At 53.0% G+C, this 22,299-nt stretch carries 14 protein-coding genes and 1 pseudogene; 1 reads left to right on the top strand and 14 read right to left on the bottom strand.

The genetic code is table 11. The annotated features are described in order from the left end of the window. Positions 1-56: 56 nt before the first annotated feature. The 14 genes and pseudogenes from tssA to tssB all read right to left on the bottom strand — a co-directional run bounded on the left by tssA (position 57) and on the right by tssB (position 21,361). Positions 57-1,631 carry a type VI secretion system protein TssA gene (gene tssA / locus C5470_RS14270; RefSeq protein ID WP_166290174.1) on the bottom strand — a complete coding sequence of 525 codons (1,575 nt, stop codon included), beginning with the start codon at positions 1,629-1,631 and terminating at the stop codon, positions 57-59. Between the two features lie 41 nt (positions 1,632-1,672). Beyond that, on the bottom strand, positions 1,673-5,002 hold the full coding sequence (locus C5470_RS14265; RefSeq protein WP_166290172.1) for an ImcF-related family protein: 3,330 nt from the start codon (positions 5,000-5,002) through the stop codon (positions 1,673-1,675). Continuing rightward, positions 4,999-6,126: a hypothetical protein gene (locus C5470_RS14260; protein ID WP_166290170.1), complete on the bottom strand. Its 1,128-nt coding sequence runs from the start codon at positions 6,124-6,126 to the stop codon at positions 4,999-5,001. The genes C5470_RS14265 and C5470_RS14260 overlap by 4 nt, the downstream gene beginning before the upstream one ends. Beyond that, positions 6,123-6,395 carry a PAAR domain-containing protein gene (locus tag C5470_RS14255; RefSeq protein WP_132356423.1) on the bottom strand — a complete coding sequence of 91 codons (273 nt, stop codon included), beginning with the start codon at positions 6,393-6,395 and terminating at the stop codon, positions 6,123-6,125. The genes C5470_RS14260 and C5470_RS14255 overlap by 4 nt, the downstream gene beginning before the upstream one ends. Positions 6,396-6,943: 548 nt before the next feature. After that, positions 6,944-8,032 (bottom strand): T6SS immunity protein Tli4 family protein, encoded by a 1,089-nt coding sequence (locus tag C5470_RS14250; protein WP_166290168.1) that lies wholly within the window; start codon positions 8,030-8,032, stop codon positions 6,944-6,946. Further along, positions 8,025-9,647 (bottom strand): esterase/lipase family protein, encoded by a 1,623-nt coding sequence (locus C5470_RS14245; RefSeq protein ID WP_242688006.1) that lies wholly within the window; start codon positions 9,645-9,647, stop codon positions 8,025-8,027. The genes C5470_RS14250 and C5470_RS14245 overlap by 8 nt, the downstream gene beginning before the upstream one ends. After that, positions 9,647-12,218, bottom strand: a pseudogene (locus tag C5470_RS14240) (type VI secretion system Vgr family protein). The gene C5470_RS14245 and the pseudogene C5470_RS14240 overlap by 1 nt, the downstream one beginning before the upstream one ends. Beyond that, positions 12,215-14,869, bottom strand: coding sequence for a type VI secretion system ATPase TssH (tssH, locus tag C5470_RS14235; RefSeq protein WP_166290166.1), 2,655 nt, complete (start codon positions 14,867-14,869; stop codon positions 12,215-12,217). The pseudogene C5470_RS14240 and the gene tssH overlap by 4 nt, the downstream one beginning before the upstream one ends. Positions 14,870-15,043: 174 nt before the next feature. Continuing rightward, complete coding sequence (locus C5470_RS14230) at positions 15,044-15,535, bottom strand: Hcp family type VI secretion system effector (protein ID WP_112879657.1); 492 nt, start codon at positions 15,533-15,535, stop codon at positions 15,044-15,046. A 4-nt stretch (positions 15,536-15,539) separates the two neighbouring features. Beyond that, on the bottom strand, positions 15,540-17,291 hold the full coding sequence (locus tag C5470_RS14225; RefSeq protein ID WP_166290164.1) for an OmpA family protein: 1,752 nt from the start codon (positions 17,289-17,291) through the stop codon (positions 15,540-15,542). Continuing rightward, positions 17,288-17,950 carry a type VI secretion system protein TssL, short form gene (gene tssL / locus C5470_RS14220; RefSeq protein ID WP_132356198.1) on the bottom strand — a complete coding sequence of 221 codons (663 nt, stop codon included), beginning with the start codon at positions 17,948-17,950 and terminating at the stop codon, positions 17,288-17,290. Before tssL ends, C5470_RS14225 begins: the two co-directional genes overlap by 4 nt. Next, positions 17,947-19,296 carry a type VI secretion system baseplate subunit TssK gene (gene tssK / locus C5470_RS14215; protein ID WP_166290162.1) on the bottom strand — a complete coding sequence of 450 codons (1,350 nt, stop codon included), beginning with the start codon at positions 19,294-19,296 and terminating at the stop codon, positions 17,947-17,949. The genes tssL and tssK overlap by 4 nt, the downstream gene beginning before the upstream one ends. A gap of 4 nt (positions 19,297-19,300) precedes the next feature. Continuing rightward, complete coding sequence (tssC, locus tag C5470_RS14210; RefSeq protein WP_166290160.1) at positions 19,301-20,833, bottom strand: type VI secretion system contractile sheath large subunit; 1,533 nt, start codon at positions 20,831-20,833, stop codon at positions 19,301-19,303. Between the two features lie 30 nt (positions 20,834-20,863). Beyond that, complete coding sequence (gene tssB / locus C5470_RS14205) at positions 20,864-21,361, bottom strand: type VI secretion system contractile sheath small subunit (protein ID WP_207626998.1); 498 nt, start codon at positions 21,359-21,361, stop codon at positions 20,864-20,866. Positions 21,362-22,082: 721 nt separating this feature from the next. On the opposite strand from tssB, the gene C5470_RS14200 reads away from it, so the two are divergent. Beyond that, positions 22,083-22,244: a hypothetical protein gene (locus C5470_RS14200; RefSeq protein ID WP_166290158.1), complete on the top strand. Its 162-nt coding sequence runs from the start codon at positions 22,083-22,085 to the stop codon at positions 22,242-22,244. Positions 22,245-22,299 lie beyond the last annotated feature (55 nt).

Raw genomic sequence — 22,299 nt, 5'->3', positions numbered from 1 at the left:
ACGAGGGTAAAACGGGTCGAACAGGGATAAGATTGTCATGCCGCGTTACAGGGCAATCAGCCACACAACACCGCCGCCCTGACCGGATCAATCGCCACCAATCCGGCCAGCAATGTTTCCCTGCGTTGTGCCGTCAGCGCTTTATCCTGCTCGCCCCGCTGCGCTTTCATCCGCAGCAACTTAAGTTGCCGGGCTTTCACCTCAAACATCAGCGCCGGTTCCCAATCACTCAGACCCAACGGTTCGTCGGTGTCCAGCTCCGCAAGCAGATGCAACGCCATCTCATTTTTGCCGTACTGCTCTGCCACCCGCGCCATCAACAAGCGCAGGAGCCAGCGGGGACGCACCCCCATGATCCCCGGCAATTGCCCCAGCCAACGCAATGCAGCCTCAATACCTTCACTGTCCGCCAGTTGTAACGCCTCCGCTTCCAGCGCCAGGATGTCATTCTCACCCTGTGCCGGAGGGGCGTCCGGTAACCCGTGGTCCTGGGCCGCCATCACGTCCCGCGCTATCCACTGACCGGTCACCTCATCCGCAAACGGTGTGCCGTCGTTATAAGCTAAATTCTCCAGCCCCGGCAGGCGCCCAAGCAGGATGCTCAGATCCTGTTTCACAATATCCGCCCAACTTTCATCAGGATGGCCCAATTTGCTTAATGCCTGACAGAGATACCACTGTAAATCGAGCCAAAAGTGGTTAACCCCTTCCGCAAACATCCGGTCAACCTGCTCCAACAATTCAAGCCAACTTTGTTGCCGGTAGAGCCGTTTCAACTGCGTCCGGTATTCAGTACGAGGCGACACCAAACGGGTCAGTCCGGTGGCATCCTGTGGCGGTAACTGATGGACGGTATCCCAACGCAGACTTTTCATCAGGCGATGACTGGATAACCACCCTTGCGGTTGATCACGCAGATAACGCGCCAGTTCACGCGCCTGTTCCAGCAAATCACGCCCGGACTGCACGGGCCGTACGACGGGTGACGGCCCGTCACCGTTCGCCGAAGCGGTCTGTGCGATAGTTTGCGGCACCACCGCGTCAACACCGCCCGATTGGGTCAGACGGTTTTCCAGTGGCCCCGCCAGCCCGGCGAGGGTTGGACGAGCCGCCTCGTCCCAGGTGGCAAACACGTGTTCCAGTAACGCCAGTGCGGCCAGCACGCGCTCAAAATCGGCGCGATTCACTTCCGGGTAGCGGGATAAACTGGCCTGAATTTTGCTCCCGACCAGCCACACTAGTGCGGCCTGACGGCTGGCTGCCCGATGGGGTAGCAAGGCTTCGCCAAAACGGTCCGCCAGCGCGGCTAACAACGTCAACCCCTCAGCCAGGCCGTTTTCACCCTCCTGATGCAGACGCGCCCAGACGTAATAGGTCACCACGCGCACATCTTTGCAGTGGGTCATCAGCAGTTTTTCCGCCAATTGACAGATAAGGGCCGTATCAATGCCACTGAGTTTATTGACCTCCTCACGCATGCGCTGAAAATCATCGTGATGAACCGGATCCTCCCCGGTCGGCGCCTCCGCGCTAATGGGCAACAACCACGTCGTCCATCGTTCGGTCTGCTCTCGGGCGAGGGCCAACACATCACGCTCACCCAGACAGGTTGTTATCAATCGTTGCAACATGATCCCTCCGTCAGGTCATCGTCATCGACCGGTGAGATGACCTAGTCATCACCCGGTGTCGTGTCAAAAATCTCTTTCGGCAGCGTAAATCCCCGCAGCTTCAACAACGCCAGCGGCCCACTGCCCATTTCCGTGCGCAATATCCAGGTCACCGGCAAACCGTCCGGCATAATAAATGTCAGCCGGTAACGGCTTTCATCCAACTTTTCTGCTTTCGCCTGCGCCAACCAGCGAATGAGCCCCCAGGTTCCCGGATAATCACCGAACAGCCTCGCACCCGCATTGACACTGGTCCAGGTCAGCATCACCCCCGGTTTATAGGTCTCACCCGGCCAGCGAAAACGCTGCCAACTTTCCATCTGGTTAAAGTAACGCAACTTCTGCCCGTCTATCGTCAGGTCGGTTTCCACCACATCCCGCGCCGCTCGCGCCCGCAGGTCAAACCGCAGTCCCTGACTACCGTCCGCAAACAGCACATCCGATAACTGACTGAGCTGATCCACCGCTTTCAGGAAACGCGGGTTAACATGCAACCCCTGACCGTTCACTCTGTCCGGCACCCAACGGTTGCCCTCTTTATGCAACACACCGCCTAACTGGCGCGTCAAAAACTGCTCAATGCGCCCGGTGTCCGGGCGAATAAACTGCCCCAACATCGGCAATGAAATATCACTCTCCCCACCGGCAAACGGGTAGCGACCGGCAAAGGCGGTATTCCAATTAGCCACTATCGCCGTCTGCCACTGTGCATTCAGGCTGGCCGCAGACGGTTTCAGTATCCCCTGCCACGCCTGGTTTAATGGCTGCACGAACATCGTCTGACCAAAACCGCGCCATTGGTCACCCAAACTGGCCGCCATCAGATTGCCATAGCCCTGCGTCTCCGTCAGGTCCGTGCTTTTGCCCTGAAACACCGTCTGTGCCAGCCTTCCTGCCATCTCCAACGGGTCATCACTGGCGGTCATCTGTTGCAGTTTCAGCCGCACCTGCGTGACCCGGGTCAGAAAGGTTTGCAGGTTGAGGTTGCTGTCCGCCGTTATTACATCCGATGCCTTATTTTTCCCCATCAACGCCAATAACGGACCGAAGGTGCTGTCCATCGGTCCGTTTACTTCGTCAGCCTGTTGGTCAATCACCGGCACCGATGTTTTATTCAACAACGCCTTAGCGGATTTCACCAGTGACGCCGATAACGCCGGGCCTTGCTGGCCGGTCTGCCCCTGGTACGCCACCGTATTCATCAACGCTATCAGCGGAGACTGGCGACCATCCGTCATCAGGATTAACTGGTCTGTCACCTCGGCCAGATTACGCGCTTTATTCCAGCGCAGGCTGTTGAGAAAATCCTGCCAGGCCCCGGCGAAATCGGTAAAGTAACGGGCGGTCAGGCGGGCTTTCAGCTCGGCCGGTGAAACCGCTGCCGAGACGGCCTGACGGTTATCACTCAGCACCCAGTCAATCGCTTCCTTGCGTGAGGCCACCGCGTTATCAATCGCTTTCTGTATCTGCCCTTCCCACGCCTGACGGGTAAACATCCCCGGCACCCCGCGCGGGGTGGTAAACAGCCGTTCCGCTTCGGTGTCGCCGGTCATTTGTCTTAAGGTCAGGTCGGCATAATCCTTCTCCACCGATTGCAGCATCTGCTGGTAGAGCGTGGCTTCCGCATTGTGCCGCCCCATCTGTTCCAGCAATATCCGGCGCACCTGACTGACCAACACCGTATCCGGCGTAATCCGCCATTCCGGATGGGCGGGCAGATTTTCCGCATAAAAATCCCATAAATCCGTTGCCGCACTCAACCACACGCCGGGGGCAATACCGGCCCGGTGGGGTTCATTTTCACTGAGGATACGGGTTAGAAACGCGGCATCCGCTTTCTGTGGGTAGGCCATCATCAGATACGCTTTGAGTTGATTGTGCGCGGCTTTCGCCCGGCGAGCCCGTTGCGGGCTGTCCGGGGGCAGATTCACCAGGGCGCTCAGTTTTTGGTGCAATATCGCCGCCGCCTTATCTCGTATCAGACGGTTATTCATCCGGGTGTAATACGGCAGCACTGCCGTCAATAGCGGCTGATTTTGATTCAAACCGAAACGCTGATACCAGGGGGCACCGTGTTCGGCCCGGTACTGCAACCGGCCCATTTCATTACGCAGAGCCTTAAACGCCATCAACTGGGCGTCGGACGCCTCAGGACGGGCTTGCAAATCAGTCACTGCCGCGTTGATCCCCGCTATCTGGTCGCGGTTGGTAAAAAAGGAAAGCACACTGCCCGCCCCCCACAATAAGGCCAGGGCCATCAGGCCGTGATAAACGTTGCGCTTCTGGATCCATCCAACCCGTCTGCCGTGCCGGTGCCGACTGTCAGCTAATACCCCCTGCCAGGCGGTATCGGGCAACCAGCTTTGCGGTCCTGCATCCGGGGTCGCTTCCAGCGGCAGACTGAACATCAGGCCACGCAACGACACGACCTGAGCGTACTCTGCCAGCCACGGCGTCAACACTTTGCGCCAGTGGTCAATGCCTTTTTTCTCCAGCGTGGAGGCCAGCCGATACAAAAAATCATGGGCATTCTCGGGCAACAGTTGCTGCATCCCCCGCTGGCGTATCGGGTCAATCAACTGTTGCAGCTGGGCCTCCACAATATCGGGGGTACAGCGTTCCGGCAAAAAGCACCCCACCGCCTGAGTCACCCGTCCTTCTTGTGACCAGAGACTGTGACACACCTGCCACAAATAGACAGGCGCCTGCCAGTGCAACTGCTGGGCCTGTTTCTGCAACATCCGTAAAGCGTTATCCATCCAGACCGGCTGGGCGCTTTGTTGTTCAGTCAGTGCCCAGACGATGCCATTAAGCGGACGGAAACGGCGCAAACGACGCAGGGCCGCCAGTTGTGCGGCATCGGGTTCAGTGTGTAAACTGCCGCCCCACAGCAGGAGTGTACGATGGCCCTCCAGCCAGTGTTGCGTCGTCAACCCCGGCACAATCGCCTCTACCTGCTCCGCCTCGCCCATCACCAGCAAGATACGGACTTTATACCCCCAGAACACCCCGTAACGACGGTGCAGGCGATCGCCTAAATCATTGAGTATCAAAGCGGATTGGCTGAGGCGAGTTTCAGCTTGTGCAGTCTCTGGCCGGAATGGTTGTTGCACTTTATTCTGCCGTATAAACTCCCATGCCGTGCTCCCCAATAAGCCTATCAGTATGGCTGGGAAAAACGTGGCATAGGCATACCACGCAAGGTTCAGTAACCCGTTGTCTGCAAGCAATGCCTGATTTAAATAAATCAGCAGAAAAAATATTCCGGCAAGACTCAGCGTAATAAAAACATATCCCCGAAGGCCATAGTGATGATCATGACTCGCGTTCATCGATGTAACTCCTTCGTCATTAAATAAAGTACAGCGTTACCCTCGGGTAATTGATTGATAATGATATGATCGCTATTTGTCAGGCCAGTGGCCTCCGTCAGCATGGCTGAGGTCAGAAACACAGACAGCGGCCCCGGTGGACCAAAAGTATGGTCGATTAAATGCACAGGATTTTCCGGGGCAAAATGGAATGGGCTATCACGGCCATCCATCATCAGTTCAGTCAGCACGTTTTGAGAAACCCCCGTCATCCAGAGGTGCTGCATACTGTTTTTGGCAATGCGGTTATACTCAAACAACATTCTGAAATCTTTCTTTATTTCCCCGGGTAATGATGGCAGCGCCCTTCCCATACCCGCCAGAACGTTTAACTTTTTCTGGGCGGCAAATGCCGTTGAGGAAAGTAACTGAGCAGACAAAAATTCGCTGTACACTTCTTTACCGCCTTTGGCAGGCCAGCACTGGCAGGCGATAACCAGTATCAGCCCCTCAAAAGCCGCTTTGTCGTACAATGACGTTATTACCTCCCTGCTCTCTATTTGAGTGGGAACCAAACTCCACTGTTGTTGCACACACTCTTGATGATGAGACAAATCCATTGAAGGGGCGCCAGCAAGATAAATGGTGCATAAAAGCGAGCGATACCCTGAACACTGTTGCTCAAACTTATCATCAACTTTCGCCAATAACTGCCGGATATCCGTTGATGGCACAAACAGCGCCCGTCCGGCATCGGGAAAAGCCGGAATATCTTTCGGTTTACCCAACAAGGGAGCTATGCCCTGCGGTTCTGGCGTCAGAATAAAGTTGCCGACCACCGCCAATTGCTTTCTGCTCCATTGCTGCCACTGGAAACGGGTTTCCGCACTGGCGGCTTCCCAGGCTTGCGCCGTAGTACAAAATCGCTCATAGCGGTTTAGTACCGCACCGAATAACAGCATCCAGCCGAAAAAGGCCGGTAAACTGCCATACAGTACGACCTGCAATAAATCGGGGGTTTCTCTCAGCACAAGCGCCATACCTGTGCCCACCGCCAGCATCAGCAATAAAATCATCCCCCACACCCCATAACGCACCGGCGCCACGACATGAAGACGGGGAATTTCAGGAATAGGCCAGCTCATGACGATGACTCAACTTGGTTATGAGGCATTGAACTCAATACTCGACACCCACACTGGCAGCGACAATAATGCACCACGACAGCGCGGCCATTTTCCTGAACGGTATTATCCCCCTCAATAATGGGATTAATACCGTGCCCATCTAGCGGACAATTAATGAGATCACCCACCAAAGCGGCCTGTTTACCGTCGAAATACATTGTTGAAGAAGCGGTGATCACTTTTCCACCTCGATCAGTGGCATCACCTAAACAAACAATACCAGACATTGTGATATCCTCTATTGATTATCGAAATAACCTTAAATAAACCATCAGATATCAGGAAATAATATTTCATCCCGAGATATCTCATTATTGACTTTAATCTTAAGGGCCCCATACCTTTAAAAACTGAATTAAAAGATAAATAAGCGGCCCACTCAATAACACCACTACAGGGATTAAGAACAGCAGGCCTTTGTATTTCTTTCGCTTAATGCATTGAACCGTCCGATAAATGACATAACCATCAATAATCATTATGATCGGCCAGGCATAATAGAAAAGAAGAAAAACACAGACTAATACCACATCCCAAAAATCAAATTTAATCACATTGAACCACCCATGAATGCATTATTAAAAATAACGACCTCTCACAGAGAGAATCCCCCCCATCGCCAATAACATCGGCAAACCCTTTTTTTACCCAATTTTCATCACCTGAGTCATTCTGATAACTGAATGTAAAATACCTATTGGTATTTTGGTGCCTTTATCCACCTTGATTAAGTTAACCCTTATATCCCTATAAAGGCTTTAATTTAAAACACATGTTATCGGGAATTAAAAGCACCGGGTCTGACTCTGACGGTCTGACTAATGGCATCCCAGAACGCCACTATTTCATTCTGGGTATAGGCTGTCGGTGTCTCTTCATCATTGACTACCGCCAAATTAAATACCGGTGTCCTTCTCCCTCCCGTTTTTTCATTGACCCGTAATGTAAACAGATAACGAGGATTATCATTGTTCGGTTGACGGCCCGACAGTAATAGCTCTTCAGTATCCTGCCCATTTATTTTCCGCGCCCCTTTGCGCAAAGCCTTCCCTCGGGACAACATGGCTTCAATTACGCCAAAGCGTTCCAGCATACTGTCTTTTTCACGGATATAATTATTAGTACTCATTCTAACATTCAGGTAATTATCCGGGTTCGCTTTATACAATAAGCCTATATCTTCTTTATCCTTTTTATTATCGGCAATAAATGCATGAGGAATACAGTTTCCGGCGGTAGTGGGTATTTCCGTCTCTTTACGTCCCTGTATACGGGATAATAAGTCTTTCAACTCGGCCAGTTTTGCTGGCACGGTATTGGTATAAACAGTCGGTTCAGTCTGCCTATCCTTGTCATAACGTGCCGCTGAACCATCCTTTGCTTTCATTTCCACTTTTATTGCCACGCCATTACTGTACAGATGGGCTTCCAATACCCGAACTACATCCGGGACACTTTGGTCCTCCATACGCTCGAAAATAATCCCCTTCATCCCCTGCGGTAAGCGGTAAATATTCTTTAGATAGGGCATATCAATGGGATATGACGTCTTCATCTGCCGTAACGCGTCTTCCCGTAATTGAATACGCTGTTCAAAGGCAGGCGGATAGAGCAGGCGGGTTTCTACCCGATTATCATTCACCCGAGCCGCCTCCACTGTGTTGTTGTAGTTGGCTGGCAGATCAACCAGATACCGACCAATACAACGGGTTTGTAAGTTTGCTAATAATTGATCCACAGCTAATTGTTCCTTTTGATTTAACACAGTATGTGGGGGATAGGGCTGTAACCAGTGCCACACCCCGTAAAACACCAGCACAAGCAGGCTGACAATTGCAATAACCAGTACTTTTTTTCTATTCATCAGGATAGGCCAGAGATGTTTGTTTAACAGATTGCGCTATTTTGATAATCGCTCGCAGGGTAAACCAGCGAGTATCTTCGGTGTTATCCGTTTTATAAGCGCCTTCATGATCAACTTCGACACCCAGTAACGAATGCAGGCCACTGGCAGCAAACTTGCCGCTTTCAACCGGCACAGTGCCATCGCCGGGCTGTTGCGGGTCTGCAATAGCAAAAGCTTTTAAATGACTATGATCATTGGGTTTGTTTGGTTCAGTGGAATACCCCACCATACGCGTCCCTGCAAAATGATTATTATACGGGTCGTATACCGGGCTATTAAATGCCAGCCCGGGGTCATCTCCCCGGTTAACCTGAGTACGCACTACCCAACGCACTACGCCATAAGAGCGGTATTTCATACTGTTACCATAAAAGGCATAGGTATTGCTGTGGTAGCGGCCATTTAATCCTTCGATAAAAGGCCGGACTTTTGTTGACAACGTATCATGATATTTATCCCAGTCTGCCTGCATTATCGCCGGGTTTTGTTTCTCATTAGCCGGGTTAATCAGACGTTCTTCGCATAACCCCCACCATTTATCACGCTGCAAATAGATTTCTTCATAAGGATCACGTTTCGGTAAGGTGTAGAGTGTCCTACCATCTTTAATTTGCAACCATCCGGTGCCATATCTCAGACCGGGCAATAACTGGAGTGGTCCCGGTGATTGCGCCATCACTGGAGTGAGCTGGGCACCATCTATACCAATCACCAGCCCAACAATGCCATTTTCACCTGCTTTCATCCGTTTATAAGCCATTGGCGAGCCATAGGTTGGCATTACTCCGTGGACAATACCCAGAATGTCGTTGCGTTTCCCCAGTACTTCTGAACAATGACGAGCGACCAATCCCCCCATTGAATGGGTCACCAAGATCACTTTCTCACAGGGCTGACCACGCCGTTTATAATCTTTCACAATTTTACCAATATAGTCAGCCAGATTTTTTGCCGACTCTACATTAGACTGAAGCCAGTTATACCCCATCGCATGGACTGGAAACTGATACTGATAACTCAGCTTAATCTCATTCAACGAGAGCTTTTCTTCCCCCATCTCAGCCTGTAGATCCATCAACTCCAGTTGCTGACGCAGTGTCTGCTTCCCCGTCTTATTCAACCGGTTGTGCAATAACTCATCCTGGTCATCCAGCGCCGCCTGAAGCCAGGACAGAAATTCACCGTAACTCATATAAGCTACCTGCCCCCAACCCCGCTCTTTCCGTGAGGGAAATTTAGGGCCCTCTTTATCGTTGTCATCCACCCTTCCCCGTGAATCAACTTCTGTATTCTCTGGATCAAGCAACTTTTTTCGCGTCTCTGCGCCATTTATCATCCACTCCCACAGGCTTCCAAGGCCATCGACATTCCAGACTGAATCACCATTTTCTGCTTGTAAGTTACTCCCCATTACCCCCGGCAGAAAAATCACCGGGATAACCCGGTTTGGCACCTTATAGCAAATTGCCGTCAGGTTCTTTTCACTGGGCGCATTAACTAACGGGTAATACAACCTGCCATGCTCGTCATAAACAGGCTGAACAACCATTTTTTCTGATGAATCGGCCATCATTACTCCTTACCTTCTTTTAAATAGAACTTCATTGCTTCCACCCCTAATTGCTGCTGTTTGGTCACCTTACCATCCGAGCCGGTTGTCGAAGGCTGCTGACTATTGTCCTGATTGTGCAAAAGGCTGCTTTGATTGTTCACCGGTGAATCATCAAAAGGCCAGAGCACCTGCGGCGTGATAGAAAAATCCGTTGTCTCACGTTGGGAAGCCATCTGATTAAAACTCTGTCCACCAAATTTTTGCCACACCGCCGCCCGCTGGATAATGTTATTGGGCGCCCCACTTTCCACCTGCCCATTGCCAATACGGATATATCCCCCACCACAAGCCAATAAAATCTCCTCTTTGGCACTGATAATCACTTTGCCCTCATGGCTGCTCACCGTGATATCTTTCAGCGCTTCCAGCCCCATTGCATCACCCTGTGCCTGAATATCTATCCGGCCTCGGCTGGCAAACAGTTTGATCCCCAGTTTTTCGGCAAACAGGCTGATCATCCCTCCGGCAGCCACCGTGAATTTTTTCAGCACACTGAAATCGGTATTTTTCCCACTGGTGGCGATAATATTTTCCCCCGCGGAAAGCTGGAGACTTTTCGCCGTCGTCTGAGCGATACCCTCGGGTGCGGAAAGTAACAGTGCCGATTTTCTCAGTTCGGTTAACGTGTCACTCAGTAACGTTTTCTGTTGCTGCAAATCCGCTAATTCAGCTTTGGCGGTTTCAGCCGCACCCCGTAATGCTTCGGTTAACGCCTGCGCCTGTTGTAACTGACCGATTGCCGCCTGCATTGCCAACACGTCTCCCCCCGCGTTGGCCTGTTTATCCGCACTGATAAAACACGTCTCCCCCCGCGTTGGCCTGTTTATCCGCACTGATAAACAACCCCTTACCAGCCCGAATCGCGCCCCAGTCATCAGTACGCAGCTCAAAACCCTCGCCCCGTTTATCCGGGTGTGGTCGCTGACTGTCCACCAGATGCCCCAGATTGAGCTGGCTCTTACCGCCGTAGTCGGTACTGAGTTTGATATGCTCACGACCGCGTTCGTCATCCATCCGCAGTTTGTTATTCGCCGGGGTACGCAGGACATTGCGTTTGTAGTTGTACAGGGTGACGTGATCGGGGTGTTTCGAGTCGTGCAGCGCATGGGCGATATAAGGCCGATCCGGGTCGCCCCCTTCAAACGCGATCGCCACCTCCGTGCCTGCCAGCAACGGCCAGTGAAAACCGTAGGTGTCACCCGCGTAAGGGCGAGCTAAACGTACCCACAAGCTTTCCCCTCCCTGCGGCCATTCCGCCCGGTCAAAGTCAAACGCCACTTTATACAACCCGTCTTTATCAATATCCCCGTACGGGTCGTTCACTTCGGTGCTGCTGACCCTGGCCGGCAATGTGCCCGCTATCCGCGGTTTGGGGATGATTTCTGGCCGAAAACAGACGTTTTCCGCGTAGGGAATAGCGGTAAACGCCATTTCAAAACTTTTATCCCGGCGCGCACTGCTGCGAATACCGGTTATCACCGCGCCTTGACGGAAGGCTGCCGGGGCTTCGCCTTTGACTTTCAACTCCTGGCCCGGTAACAGCGTCGCGGAAGTCGTCAACCCCCGCAGTTGAGTGTGTCGATTCAGGTAACGTTCATGGTGCAGTCGGGAATAAAACACCCCGCTTTCCACTGCCGGATCCAGATCGTAACGGTTGCCCAGCACCCGGTAGTTATCCAGATAATGGTACGCTTCGCCATACAGGGTCTCATCGCCCCGCGTCACATCCACTTCGGCATCCATACCGTATTGCGGCAAGGCGTCACGGTAATCATAATCGCGGGTCATGACTTTCCCTTCCACCACCTGATGTGCGGTTTCCATGCCCCACACCGCATCTTCCTCCCCGTCGTGCATACCCGACGGATTGCGGGCCGGCATGTAGACATTAAACTGGTAGTAACGCTGATCGTCGTAAAACTCCACCACATCAATTTTCAGCCGGTCGTCCGCGGTCAGTTTGTACCAGATCCCCACTTCGGCCAGCAGTCGCTGTATAAAACGCAAGTCATCTTCACCGTATTGCATCACCTGCTCCCGCTTCGGGTAGGGGTACGCCAGGGTGAATAAGAAATCCTGCCCGCGAAAACCGTGACGTTCACGCAGGATTTTTTCCACGATTTCCGGTACCGACATCTTCTGATAAAGGGCGGATTGGTGACTTCTCGACAGCAGAACCAGCCGCGGCTCCAGGGTCACTTCATAACGGCTTTCATCCCGCGAGGTAGACAGCAGCTTAAACCCGCTGATCACGCCGTAGATCGTGCGCAACGGTGCCGGCGGTATCACCGGCATCCCCCGCATGCCCGGATTAATCGCGGGCGACGTCAGGGTAAATGAGGCGTCCCGCATCAACATCTGCGCCGGTTCGATATCCTTCACCGGGCTGGTGAATTCAATGGTGTAACGAAAAGGCCGGCTTAAAGACTCCTGCCCGTTAAACGCCACCACATCCAGTGGCGCGGTATTCTTCCACACGGTCAGTTTGTAGCGGCTGTGATCAAAGATGATCGCCGGGGTTGCGTTGTTCATGACGGGCTCTCCGTTTTCTCTGTTTCAGTAAATAGCAGGGTGATCTCGCCGGTTTCATCGGCACCCAATATCACCCCGGCCGGTTTAGGGTGATGGACCAAACGTTCCAGCAGCGCCTGTGATAACACCGGCAAGATTTGCTGGTTGAGCAGACTGTCGATATTGCGGGCACCGCTGTCCGGCAGCAGGCAGGCGCTGACCAGTGTGTCACAGAGGGCGTTTTCCACCTGACAGGTCAGGCCATAATGGGTATTGAGTCGCCGGGTCACCTGCCCCAGTTTGATGTCCACAATACGTCTGAGTGCCTCAGCCGGTAACGGGCGGTAAATCACCGTCTGAAAGCGGGCCAGCAAAGCGGGCTGGAAGTGATCCCGCAGCACAGGATGTAACAGCTCATGCAGCGCGGCATTCGGGGCGTCAGGTTGTTGCGTCAATAGCGCCATCAATTGATCACTGCCCAGATTCGACGTCATCACCATCACGGTATGACGAAAATCGATCTCCCGCCCTTCACCGTCACGCATAAAACCGCGATCAAATACCTGATAGAACAGGTTAAGCACGTCACGATGGGCTTTTTCCACTTCATCCAACAGCACCACGCTGTAAGGACGTTTACGGACCGCCTCGGTTAATACCCCGCCGTGCCCATAACCCACATAACCCGGTGGAGCCCCTTTCAACTGGGAAACCGTGTGCGGCTCCTGGTATTCCGACAAATTGAGGGTGATCAGTGAACGTTCCCCGCCAAACAGGCTATCCGCTAATGCCCGTGCGGTTTCAGTTTTCCCTACCCCACTTGGCCCAACCAACAGGAAAACCCCCAGTGGACCGTGTTCCGGCGTCAGACCCGTTTTAGCTGCCCGTAAACGTTGAGCAATGTCCCACAGCGCCGTCTCCTGACCTATCACCCGTTCGCCCAAATGCTGTTCCAAACGGAGCAAGCCCGTTTGTTCGTCTTTCAACACACTGCTTAACGGGACGCCCGTCCAGTCGGCCACCACGGTGGCAACCATGCGAACATCAACATGCAGTGAGAGCAGCGGTTCAGCTCCTTGTAACGCCGCCAAATCCGCCTTCAGTTCCGGCGTTTGAGGTGAATGTTGACGCTGCGCGAGAATACGCTCAGCCAGCGCCTTTTCCCGTTGATATTGTTCAGTCAGTTGAGCCGTCTGATCCGCCACCACTGCCCACCGGGCCGCGATGGCATCCAGACGGGTAACCTCTTCACCTGGCAACACATTTTGATCGGCTTCAATCGCCTGCCGTTCCATCGCCAGCGAATCCCGCTCGGTTTTTAACTGTGTCAGCGATACCGGTGAAGTCTCTAAGCTCATGCGCACCCGGGCACTGGCAGTGTCCAGCAGATCCACCGCTTTATCCGGCAGCTGACGCCCAGCCAGGTAACGACGGGAGAGTGTCACCGCCGCCTGTACCGCACTATCAAGAATATGGACACCGTGGTGGTGGGCATAACGCGCTTTCAGCCCGCGCAACATCAGGCAAGCGGTTTCATCATCCGGCTCATCAACGTTAATCCGCTGGAAACGGCGCTCCAGCGCGGCATCCTGTTCAAAATAGCGTTTGTACTCCGACCAGGTGGTCGCCGCGATAGTCCGCAATTCCCCCCGGGCTAACGCGGGTTTCAGTAAGTTAGCGGCGTCTGCGCCGCCTGCCTGATTACCGGCGCCAATCAAGGTGTGGGCTTCATCAATAAACAGTAAGATGGGGGTGGACGATTGCCGGACAGCGTCAATCACGTTTTTCAGCCGTTGCTCAAATTCGCCTTTCACCCCTGCGCCCGCCTGCAACAGGCCCAGATCCAGCGCCCGCACACTGACCGTTTTCAAGCTGGCCGGGACATCGCCTTCGGCAATCCGCAGCGCCAGTCCTTCCACCAACGCGGTTTTCCCCACACCCGGCTCGCCCACCAGGATCGGGTTGTTTTTACGCCGACGCGATAAAATGTCGATCATCTGGCGAATTTCATTATCACGACCAAAGACCGGATCAATGCCGCCTTCAGCGGCGCGGGCCGTGATATCCAGCGTGAATTTATCCAACACGTTTTGCAAAGCCGATGATAACGCGTGAGGATTGGACTCGGGGTTATCTGCGGCGGTCTCCGCTAGGTCAACAGCCGATCCTGACTCAGTCAAACGCGCCGTAACCGGTTTCTCCGGGCACTCGTCTGAGTGGTGATCCAACAGCGGGCGCAAGCGTTGCAGTTGCGTCACACTCAAACGGGGTAACAGCCACGCATCACTCGCCCACTCCCCGGCGAGCTGACCGCTCAGGCCCTGTAAAAGGTGCACGGAACGAATCGATTCATTGCCCGCTTCCTGCGTCGCCACCGCCCAGGCTATCTGTAATAGCTCACACAGCGGGGCCGATAATCGGGGACGTCGATGAATACGGTGGGGCAGGCCATTAATTCGCGTCAATAGCGACTGCCACAGCGCATTCATATCCCACGCATAATGCCGGGCAATCACCGTGATATCGCCCTCACCGCCTTCAAGCAGTTTGAGTAACCAGTGCTCTACGGTGATCTCCGCATGAACCCGTGTCTGGCATAAAGTGGCCGCTGCCGCCAGTGCCTGCGCACAATAGGGATTTAACCGGCGAAGTAAAATAGCTTGATTTTCCATGACAATTTGCCTCCATCTTGTTCCTCTGTGGTGACACCGGATACGCTACCGCCCATAGCCGTATACCGAGGCCCATAAGGTCATGATTCTTCATTATTTCGGGTGTTTTTGTCCCAGGTGGGGCCAACGGCCCCACCCGCCTATAAACGATAAAAAATAAAAAAACCGCGGACGTTACGCCGTCGAACGTTCACTCCAGGAATCGGAGTGAATGACGTTGCCGTCTTTGTAAGTCCAGGTGATTTTTTCGTAGCGGAACTCAACGCGTTCCAGATGGTTGTGCTTCTCTTTGGCCGGATCTTTGATGTCATGCATCAGCGGCGCCACTTTCACCACCTTCACGTTATCCAGTTTGGTGTTGAAATATTCTTTCTCCTGACCGGCATCATCAATTTTGTACCACTTGATTTCCGCCGATTTCAGGGTCTGACCGCTGGTGACCGCCTTATACAAATACGGGGTCGAGGCATCAACCTCTTTGGTGAACACCAGCGGCGCGTGCACGCGGGTCCCGGTCAGCTTGCCGGTATTGTTGTCGGTCGGGATATACAAATCATGTTCTAACGCCACAATTTCAATACTGCCTTCCCGGTCCTGAACATCCACAGACCCTTTGATGTCGGCACCGCCGTCATCTTTCAACCACAAATAAGCGGGGATCGCCATAAATTTACTCCTGTTGTTGTGTCAATGATGTCGCCGGTATCGGCGACGTTGTTGCTGAAACGCCCGGCACCGACTGCGGTCGCGGACAGGCGACTGCGTTCGGTATCAGACGGATTTCAACTCTGCGATTAGCGGCACGCCCTGCCGCGGTGGTATTCGTCGCGATCGGTCGTGTCGCCCCGTCGCCTTGTACGGTGAAGCAGGCAGGCGACAGCCCGCCAGTCTGTAATAGCCAGTCACGGACGGCTTCGGCCCGCGCCAGTGACAGTGCCTGGTTTTTCGCGGCATTACCGGTCGCATCGGTATAGCCGGTGATTAAAATTATCCAGCCCGGTTTAGCGCGGATATTGATCAACGCATTGATTAATACTGGGGTCGAGCCGGGTTTCAGTGTCGCCTGTCCCACATCAAACAGAGCCAGGCTATTCAGGCTGATCGTCTGCGGTAACGCAGTCGTCACCGGTTTTTTTTCCTGATGTTCAGGGTGGTAACCGGCAATTGCCGCCTGTAACGGCAGACGTAATCGCTCCCCCTGATACAGCCCCAATCCCAGACGCCACGGCACGCCGTTACGGTAATACTCTTCAAGACGACCGGCATCGTCCCGCAATACTGCCACCGCCTGCGCTTTGCCGCGCTCATCCGTCATAGCGACAGCGTGATAGTGCTGCCAGTCATCGTCCACCTGACGCAACCCTTGCCGGTTATGCCAGGCCGAACAGCCCAGCGCGGTCATCCCCGCCAGCATAAACAGCCCCAATGCCACCCTCAGAGCCCGTTGCCCAGCAGTCTGCCATGACTTCACGGGTAACAGAGGCAATACCGGGTCCGGGAAGGGCAATACCGGTACCCCGGTATCCGGTGAACTTACCGGGTCACCGGCCCTGTTGAGCGCCGTTTTGGTTTGCAACCACTGTTGCCAGAGATGACTAGTTAATCTCTGCGGTAATGCCGGGACAAAGGTCAGCGCCATCGCCTGAGGCGGACAAGGCGGCAAGTCATATTCAGGGGTCAGGCAAGCGGGTAGTACGCACGCCTGCATCCAGTCAGCCCAGCTGGTCAGCTCAACCCCACACTGAAAACGGGCGGCCTGTTCCGCCACGCTGCCCTCGCCTAACCAATCCGTCAGCGGTTGACCCGAGACGCCCTTGCGCCAGACCGTAACGGTGTTTTGACCTGCCTGCCACACAAACCACGGTGAATCAGGACGTTGGGACGCCCCGGCTAAGTAACCGGTCAGCACTAAAGGTAATGGGATACCTTGGCGGCGACGTACCTGAGAAAGCTGCCAGCGCAGTTCCCGCACCCAACCGGCCAGGGCTACCTCATCCCGGTACTGTTGCGGGTTGATGACGGCCATCACGCTCAATTGGCTGCCCCAGGCGGGCCGGGCAGCCAGCAGGCTTACCACCCCATCAGACAATGCGGTTCCTGATGGTAAGCATAACCAGTAGCCCTTCGGCGTCTGACGCCACCGTTCATCACCAAACAGGCTGTCTTGGACGTGACCACAAACCAGCACCACTGGGCGACGATCACTGTCCGGTGGCAGCGCTGCCGACAGGCTGGACAGGCTGTCAAGGTGTTTCCATCGCCGGGATCGCTCGGTATAACACAGTCCGACCAGCGTGAAGAGCAGGACAATAGCTCCACTCGCCCACCGACCCACCGGAGATAAGGGGAGCCAGACCAGACAGAGCAACAGCCCTAACCCGGCTGCCCATCCCCATAGCGCCCGTCGCAACATCACACTCATTGTGCCCACCCCGGCAGCAGCGTGATCAGATACTGCCCCAATCCCCACCAGACACCGGTCAGCACGATTATCGTCATGATCAGTGGACCGCCAATGGCACGCAGCCAGGCACAAGACGGTAAGGTTCTGACCAGCACAGGCGAGGGCTGAAAACTGTCGAAAGGTAAGATGTGTTGACTTAAGCGGGTTATCAGTTGTTCACGTATCAATGACGTGTCCTCCCGGTAATCCCCCTGGAATCCCAGCATCAACACCCGGTGAAAACAGGTCAGGACCGCCAGATCCGGGGCCGGTTCATTCAACACCGCGTTCATTCGCGCAAACAACTGGTCACCCGCCGCCGCAGAATCAAAAAAATGAGCCTGCAACGAGGCCACGCGCCAGGCCGCATAGCCCTCGTCCGGCGCCCGTTTTAAGACGGTTTCATCCAACAGCGCACACAAAGCATAACGGATGTGTCCCCTTGCGGCGTCACTGACACCGGCAGCAGACAGCGCCTCCTGCGTCTGTTCTATCTCGTCGATACAGTGTTGCCATACCATGCTCCCCTGATCCACTGGCACGCCCTGGCGCAGTTCAGTGACCAGTAAGTAGCTGTTTTGCAACAGGGCATCAATATCCAGTGGCGATTTTTTAGCGAGTAAGTGTGATCGATTCATGTCCTCAGCACCGCAAACAGTTCAAGTTGAATACCGTCCAGCACACTGGGCACGTAGAAGGCACAAGTACCTGCCTCCAGCATGGTTTTCGCGGACGGATGGGTCAGATCAAGGGCAAAATATTGGTTCTCCAACCGCAACGGGACCGCCGCTGGGACCTGGTTCAGTGCCACCAACGGGATACCGGTCAGCGCCCGGTTAATCATCTGGTTAACTTCATCCGGCGCCCCGGCTTTACATAACAACGGGAACCGGGTCTGCAACTGATGCGCCGGGATTGAAGCGCGAACCGAAAGATAAAAATCCGCCGCTTCACGTAAACGCGCATCATAGAGGGTGCCGATCCATTGCTGTTCCCCTAATTTCGTCAGCTCAATTGCTACCATCCGCGACGGCAGGCTGATTTCCAGTAACTCACTCAGCAAGTCAAACAGCGGCGGTAACACCGCCGTCAGGTTATCGTGCTGATAACGCGGAATCCCCCCCACGTCATGGTCCAGGGAAAAAGTCAGCAAACTGCCCGCCAGCCTGACCGCTTCACGATAAAACAGCGCCGGATGCACCTCCGCGTACGCCCGAAAATCACGCAGTACCGGCTCATAGCTGTTCAGCGCATTGAGCAGCCAAAACAACGAGACGTCCGCCACAGCAAAATCCGCCATCCGTTCGTTACTCTCACGGCGCATGCCCATCAACCGGGCCTGTTTGGCCCGCAACTGCGTCAGCAACCGATCGAGCCGGTCCATCAGCCCTGCATTCGCACTCAACCGCAGTAACGGCGGCACAAACTGTTCATCAAAAGCCCAGTTTCCCTGGGCGTCACGCACCAGACGGGCAACGGGACAGGTGAGATACTGGCTGTTTTCCATCCCATCAAAGCGCAGCGACACGGCATAACGGGCCACTGCCATGGACTCACTGCGGTCACTGAATTCATCCTGTACCGGCACCCACTCCTGTCGGTAACGCACCGGGCGGTCAGCCTGTTCATCGGGTTTAAGGCAATTCCCCCCATTGGCATACATGTGCGGCAAGGCCAGCAAGACGGTGACCTGTTGCGTACCTGCCGGCACAACCGTCGCCAGTTCCAGCACCGGGGGTAAGCGATCCGCCTGATCGGTATCAATCAGCGATCCGTCAGCAAAGCGCACACACAGGTGATCGGCTTTCAACTGCCCCAACGCCAGCATCGCTTTGTCAAACGTGGCGGTCAGCACGCCCCAGGGATGCAGCCCCCCAAGTCGGGCAACGCATTCATGGGTATACGCCTCCCAGCGGGCCTGTTGCTGAAACTGTTGGGGCGACAGGATAGTGCCCGTCACCCATAGCGGACGATCAATGTTCATGTTGTTACCCCTTGGCTTTCGGCATCTGAGAAACCAGGGACAGATTGACGTCCAGTCCTTCCACCTGAAAATGGGGCACTGCGTACAACCGGACCCGGAAGAAACCGGGGTTGTCGTCAATATCTTCAACAATGACGCGCGCTTCGCGCAACGGGTAAGAGGCCTGTAAATCGTCAGAAGGATCGGTCATTTCGGTCACCAATGTGTTGATCCAGTTGTTCAACTCAATTTCGAGCAGACGCCTGTCCTTGGTGGTGCCGATGTTCTCCCGCTGGATTAACTTCAAATAGTGGGAAATCCGTGACAGCAGAAAAATATAGGGCAGACGCGCATTGATACGGCTGTTGGCTGTGGCTTCATGCGTGTCGTACAACGCCGGTTTTTGCGCAGAGTTGGCTGAAAAGAAGCAGGCGTAATCGCGGTTTTTGTAGTACGAGAGCGGCATAAAACCCAGATTGGCAAATTCAAATTCGCGGGTTTCTGGGATCATCACTTCTGACGGAATTTTGACCTGATTACCGGTCCCCAGATCGTAGAGATGGATCGGTAAATCCGTGACCGCGCCTCCCGCCTTCGGCCCGCGGATCTGCACACACCAGCCATTGCTGACAAAGCTCCTGACCAGATTGGCGGCAAACGCAAACGCGGCGTTGGTCCACAAATATTTATCGTGATCCGGCCCGGCGACCTCTTCGACATAGTTAAACGTGCGTACCGGCACGGTATCCGGGCCATAGGGCAGACGCCCCAACACACGCGGCATCGTCAGACCGATATAGCGGGCATCATCACTGTCGCGGAACGCTTGCCACTTGATATATTCAGCGCGGTCAAAGTAGCTGCCGATGTCTTTAATCGCCGCCACTTCTTCCATGGTTTTTTTACCAAAAAAAGCCGGTCCGACAGCGCCAATGAAAGGCATATGCGCCGCAGCTGATACTTTGGCAATATTGCGCAACAAGGCAATATCCTGCGAGCCGGCATCAAATTCGTAATTGGCAATCACCGAGCCAATAGGTTCCCCGCCCGGCGTATCGTATTCCTGAATGTAAGTATGGTGATAAAAACCACTTTGGATAATTTCCGGCGCATCATCAAAATCCTGCCGTAAATCTTCCTTGGTCACATCCAGGACTTCGATGCTGACATTCTGACGAAAATCCGTCCGGTCAACCAAACATTTCAGGCCACGCCAGGCAGATTCGATTCGCTGGAATTCTGGATGATGCATCACCACATCCAACTGGCGGCTGATTTGGTGGTCCAGCTCACCGATATGGTGGTCCAACAAGGTTTTGTCCAGCCGCTCGACTTTTTGTGCTGAGGTTTTCAGCAGATTGAGAAAAACACGGACGGCGGCGGTCACCCGCTCATCCGCCGTGACATCAGCCAGCGCGTCACTATGTTGAAAGAATTCAATGTCGCTCAGCTGTTCGACTGGCTGTAAATGGATTTTCTCAAACAATGATTGATAGACACTACCCTCAGCGTAGGTCGTGGTGACCGCCGCCGCAGCGGCTTGTTCTTGCACAGTCATTTATTTCTCCTGACTTAAATACCGTTATCATCAGATAGTTTTTGGCGCTAATGCAGCCAGTTCAGCACGCAGTTCATCACTGAGGGCCTCGTCTTTGAGAATGCGCTCAAATTCACGGCGAAACGTGCTGTTGTCCAATAAATTGGATTTCAAATCGCGCAGTAAATTACGCATCGAAAGCAGCGCCCGCAGTTGGGGAATTTGGCGGGCCACGTGCTCAGGCTCGAAATCCTTTATTTGCTGGAAAGTGAGGGCGATATTTTCTTCGCCGCCATTTTCAGCCCGGGTATTTTGAACCGTCAGATTAACGGCGGGGCTGAATTCAGCCATCACGCTGTCAAAATTGTTTTTATTAATAGACACTTTTCCTCTTTCCGAGAGCGGACGCTGTTCCCGCCCATGACTGTAATCGCCCATCACCAATAATTTCAGCGGTAATTCAATTTTTTTCTGTGCACCGCCGGTGTGTAAATCTAATTTAATATTAATACGCGATTTGGGGATTTCGTTTTGAAAACTCTGGGCCATAATCGGCTCCTCAGCAATAAAAAAAACGCAAGGCATGAGGGTCACGCCCTATAAATTTCAGGAACAAAAAACGGATTCAGATATTTCAGAGCAGGCCGTTAACCGGGCAGTAAATAAGAGAACACCGACAAGATCCGCCGCAATAAATAAATGCCCTCACCGAGCAGATCATTTCCTAACCAGGGCGATTTTCTAAACAGTTTTATCTTAAATCAAGACATTTTTTATTCTATAGCACTTTTTGCACAAGACAAATCAGTCATAAAAACTGGCCTGCAACATAAAAAACATACAATATATAAACTAAACCTAAACATATTGGTGTTTTTTTAAAAAAATATTGTTTTTATTTCCACAAAGTGATAGCAAATTATCTGTTTAGTTATTATTAGGATAATTCAGCACAATATAGAACTGTTATATTTTTTAAATTTATACTATTTTTCAATTAATTAAATAATAAATAAACCGTGCTTGATTGGATTGATAAAAAAGAGAATGGTTATCAGTCAGGTTATGAGAATGAGAATAAACTCAATTAAGCAGCGTTATATCCATTATATTATGGGATAACACGCGGGTTAATTATAGCTTTTATAGGATAATAAGTATGAAAATGAAAAATCCCTATCCTGTGAGATAAAACAGAGATATTTTTTTTGCTATCTTGGGTGACATGAGAGTTATTGAAGAGGTTGTTCCTGAAAACGGGAACTGAAATATGAGGAAAATACTATTATTGATGATGGATGCGATGATGTATTTTCTGGTATTCCGTCTTTGCATTCATGTCCCGGTGGCGCTGATACATTTCAGGTTAATGGGTATTTTTCGTCATACTATGGGGGTTTATAACCAGGGCAAGATCGCAAACATTTTTTGACCACGGATAAAACGCATGGCGCTCTACGCGAGTATCGATTGTGGTACACAAAGCA

The organism is Photorhabdus stackebrandtii (assembly GCF_011189495.1).
GTDB lineage: Bacteria > Pseudomonadota > Gammaproteobacteria > Enterobacterales > Enterobacteriaceae > Photorhabdus > Photorhabdus khanii.
The sequence above is the reverse complement of the archived record's forward strand: the minus strand, read 5'-3'. Positions and strand labels throughout refer to the sequence as shown.

Excerpts from the sequence above, each read along its gene's own strand:
- tssA (WP_166290174.1), bottom strand. The coding sequence starts at position 1,631 with ATGTTGCAACGATTGATAACAACCTGTCTGGGTGAGCGTGATGTGTTG.
- C5470_RS14265 (WP_166290172.1), bottom strand. The coding sequence starts at position 5,002 with ATGAACGCGAGTCATGATCATCACTATGGCCTTCGGGGATATGTTTTT.
- C5470_RS14260 (WP_166290170.1), bottom strand. The coding sequence starts at position 6,126 with ATGAGCTGGCCTATTCCTGAAATTCCCCGTCTTCATGTCGTGGCGCCG.
- C5470_RS14255 (WP_132356423.1), bottom strand. The coding sequence starts at position 6,395 with ATGTCTGGTATTGTTTGTTTAGGTGATGCCACTGATCGAGGTGGAAAA.
- C5470_RS14250 (WP_166290168.1), bottom strand. The coding sequence starts at position 8,032 with ATGAATAGAAAAAAAGTACTGGTTATTGCAATTGTCAGCCTGCTTGTG.
- C5470_RS14245 (WP_242688006.1), bottom strand. The coding sequence starts at position 9,647 with ATGATGGCCGATTCATCAGAAAAAATGGTTGTTCAGCCTGTTTATGAC.
- tssH (WP_166290166.1), bottom strand. The coding sequence starts at position 14,869 with ATGGAAAATCAAGCTATTTTACTTCGCCGGTTAAATCCCTATTGTGCG.
- C5470_RS14230 (WP_112879657.1), bottom strand. The coding sequence starts at position 15,535 with ATGGCGATCCCCGCTTATTTGTGGTTGAAAGATGACGGCGGTGCCGAC.
- C5470_RS14225 (WP_166290164.1), bottom strand. The coding sequence starts at position 17,291 with ATGAGTGTGATGTTGCGACGGGCGCTATGGGGATGGGCAGCCGGGTTA.
- tssL (WP_132356198.1), bottom strand. The coding sequence starts at position 17,950 with ATGAATCGATCACACTTACTCGCTAAAAAATCGCCACTGGATATTGAT.
- tssK (WP_166290162.1), bottom strand. The coding sequence starts at position 19,296 with ATGAACATTGATCGTCCGCTATGGGTGACGGGCACTATCCTGTCGCCC.
- tssC (WP_166290160.1), bottom strand. The coding sequence starts at position 20,833 with ATGACTGTGCAAGAACAAGCCGCTGCGGCGGCGGTCACCACGACCTAC.
- tssB (WP_207626998.1), bottom strand. The coding sequence starts at position 21,361 with ATGGCCCAGAGTTTTCAAAACGAAATCCCCAAATCGCGTATTAATATT.
- C5470_RS14200 (WP_166290158.1), top strand. The coding sequence starts at position 22,083 with ATGAGGAAAATACTATTATTGATGATGGATGCGATGATGTATTTTCTG.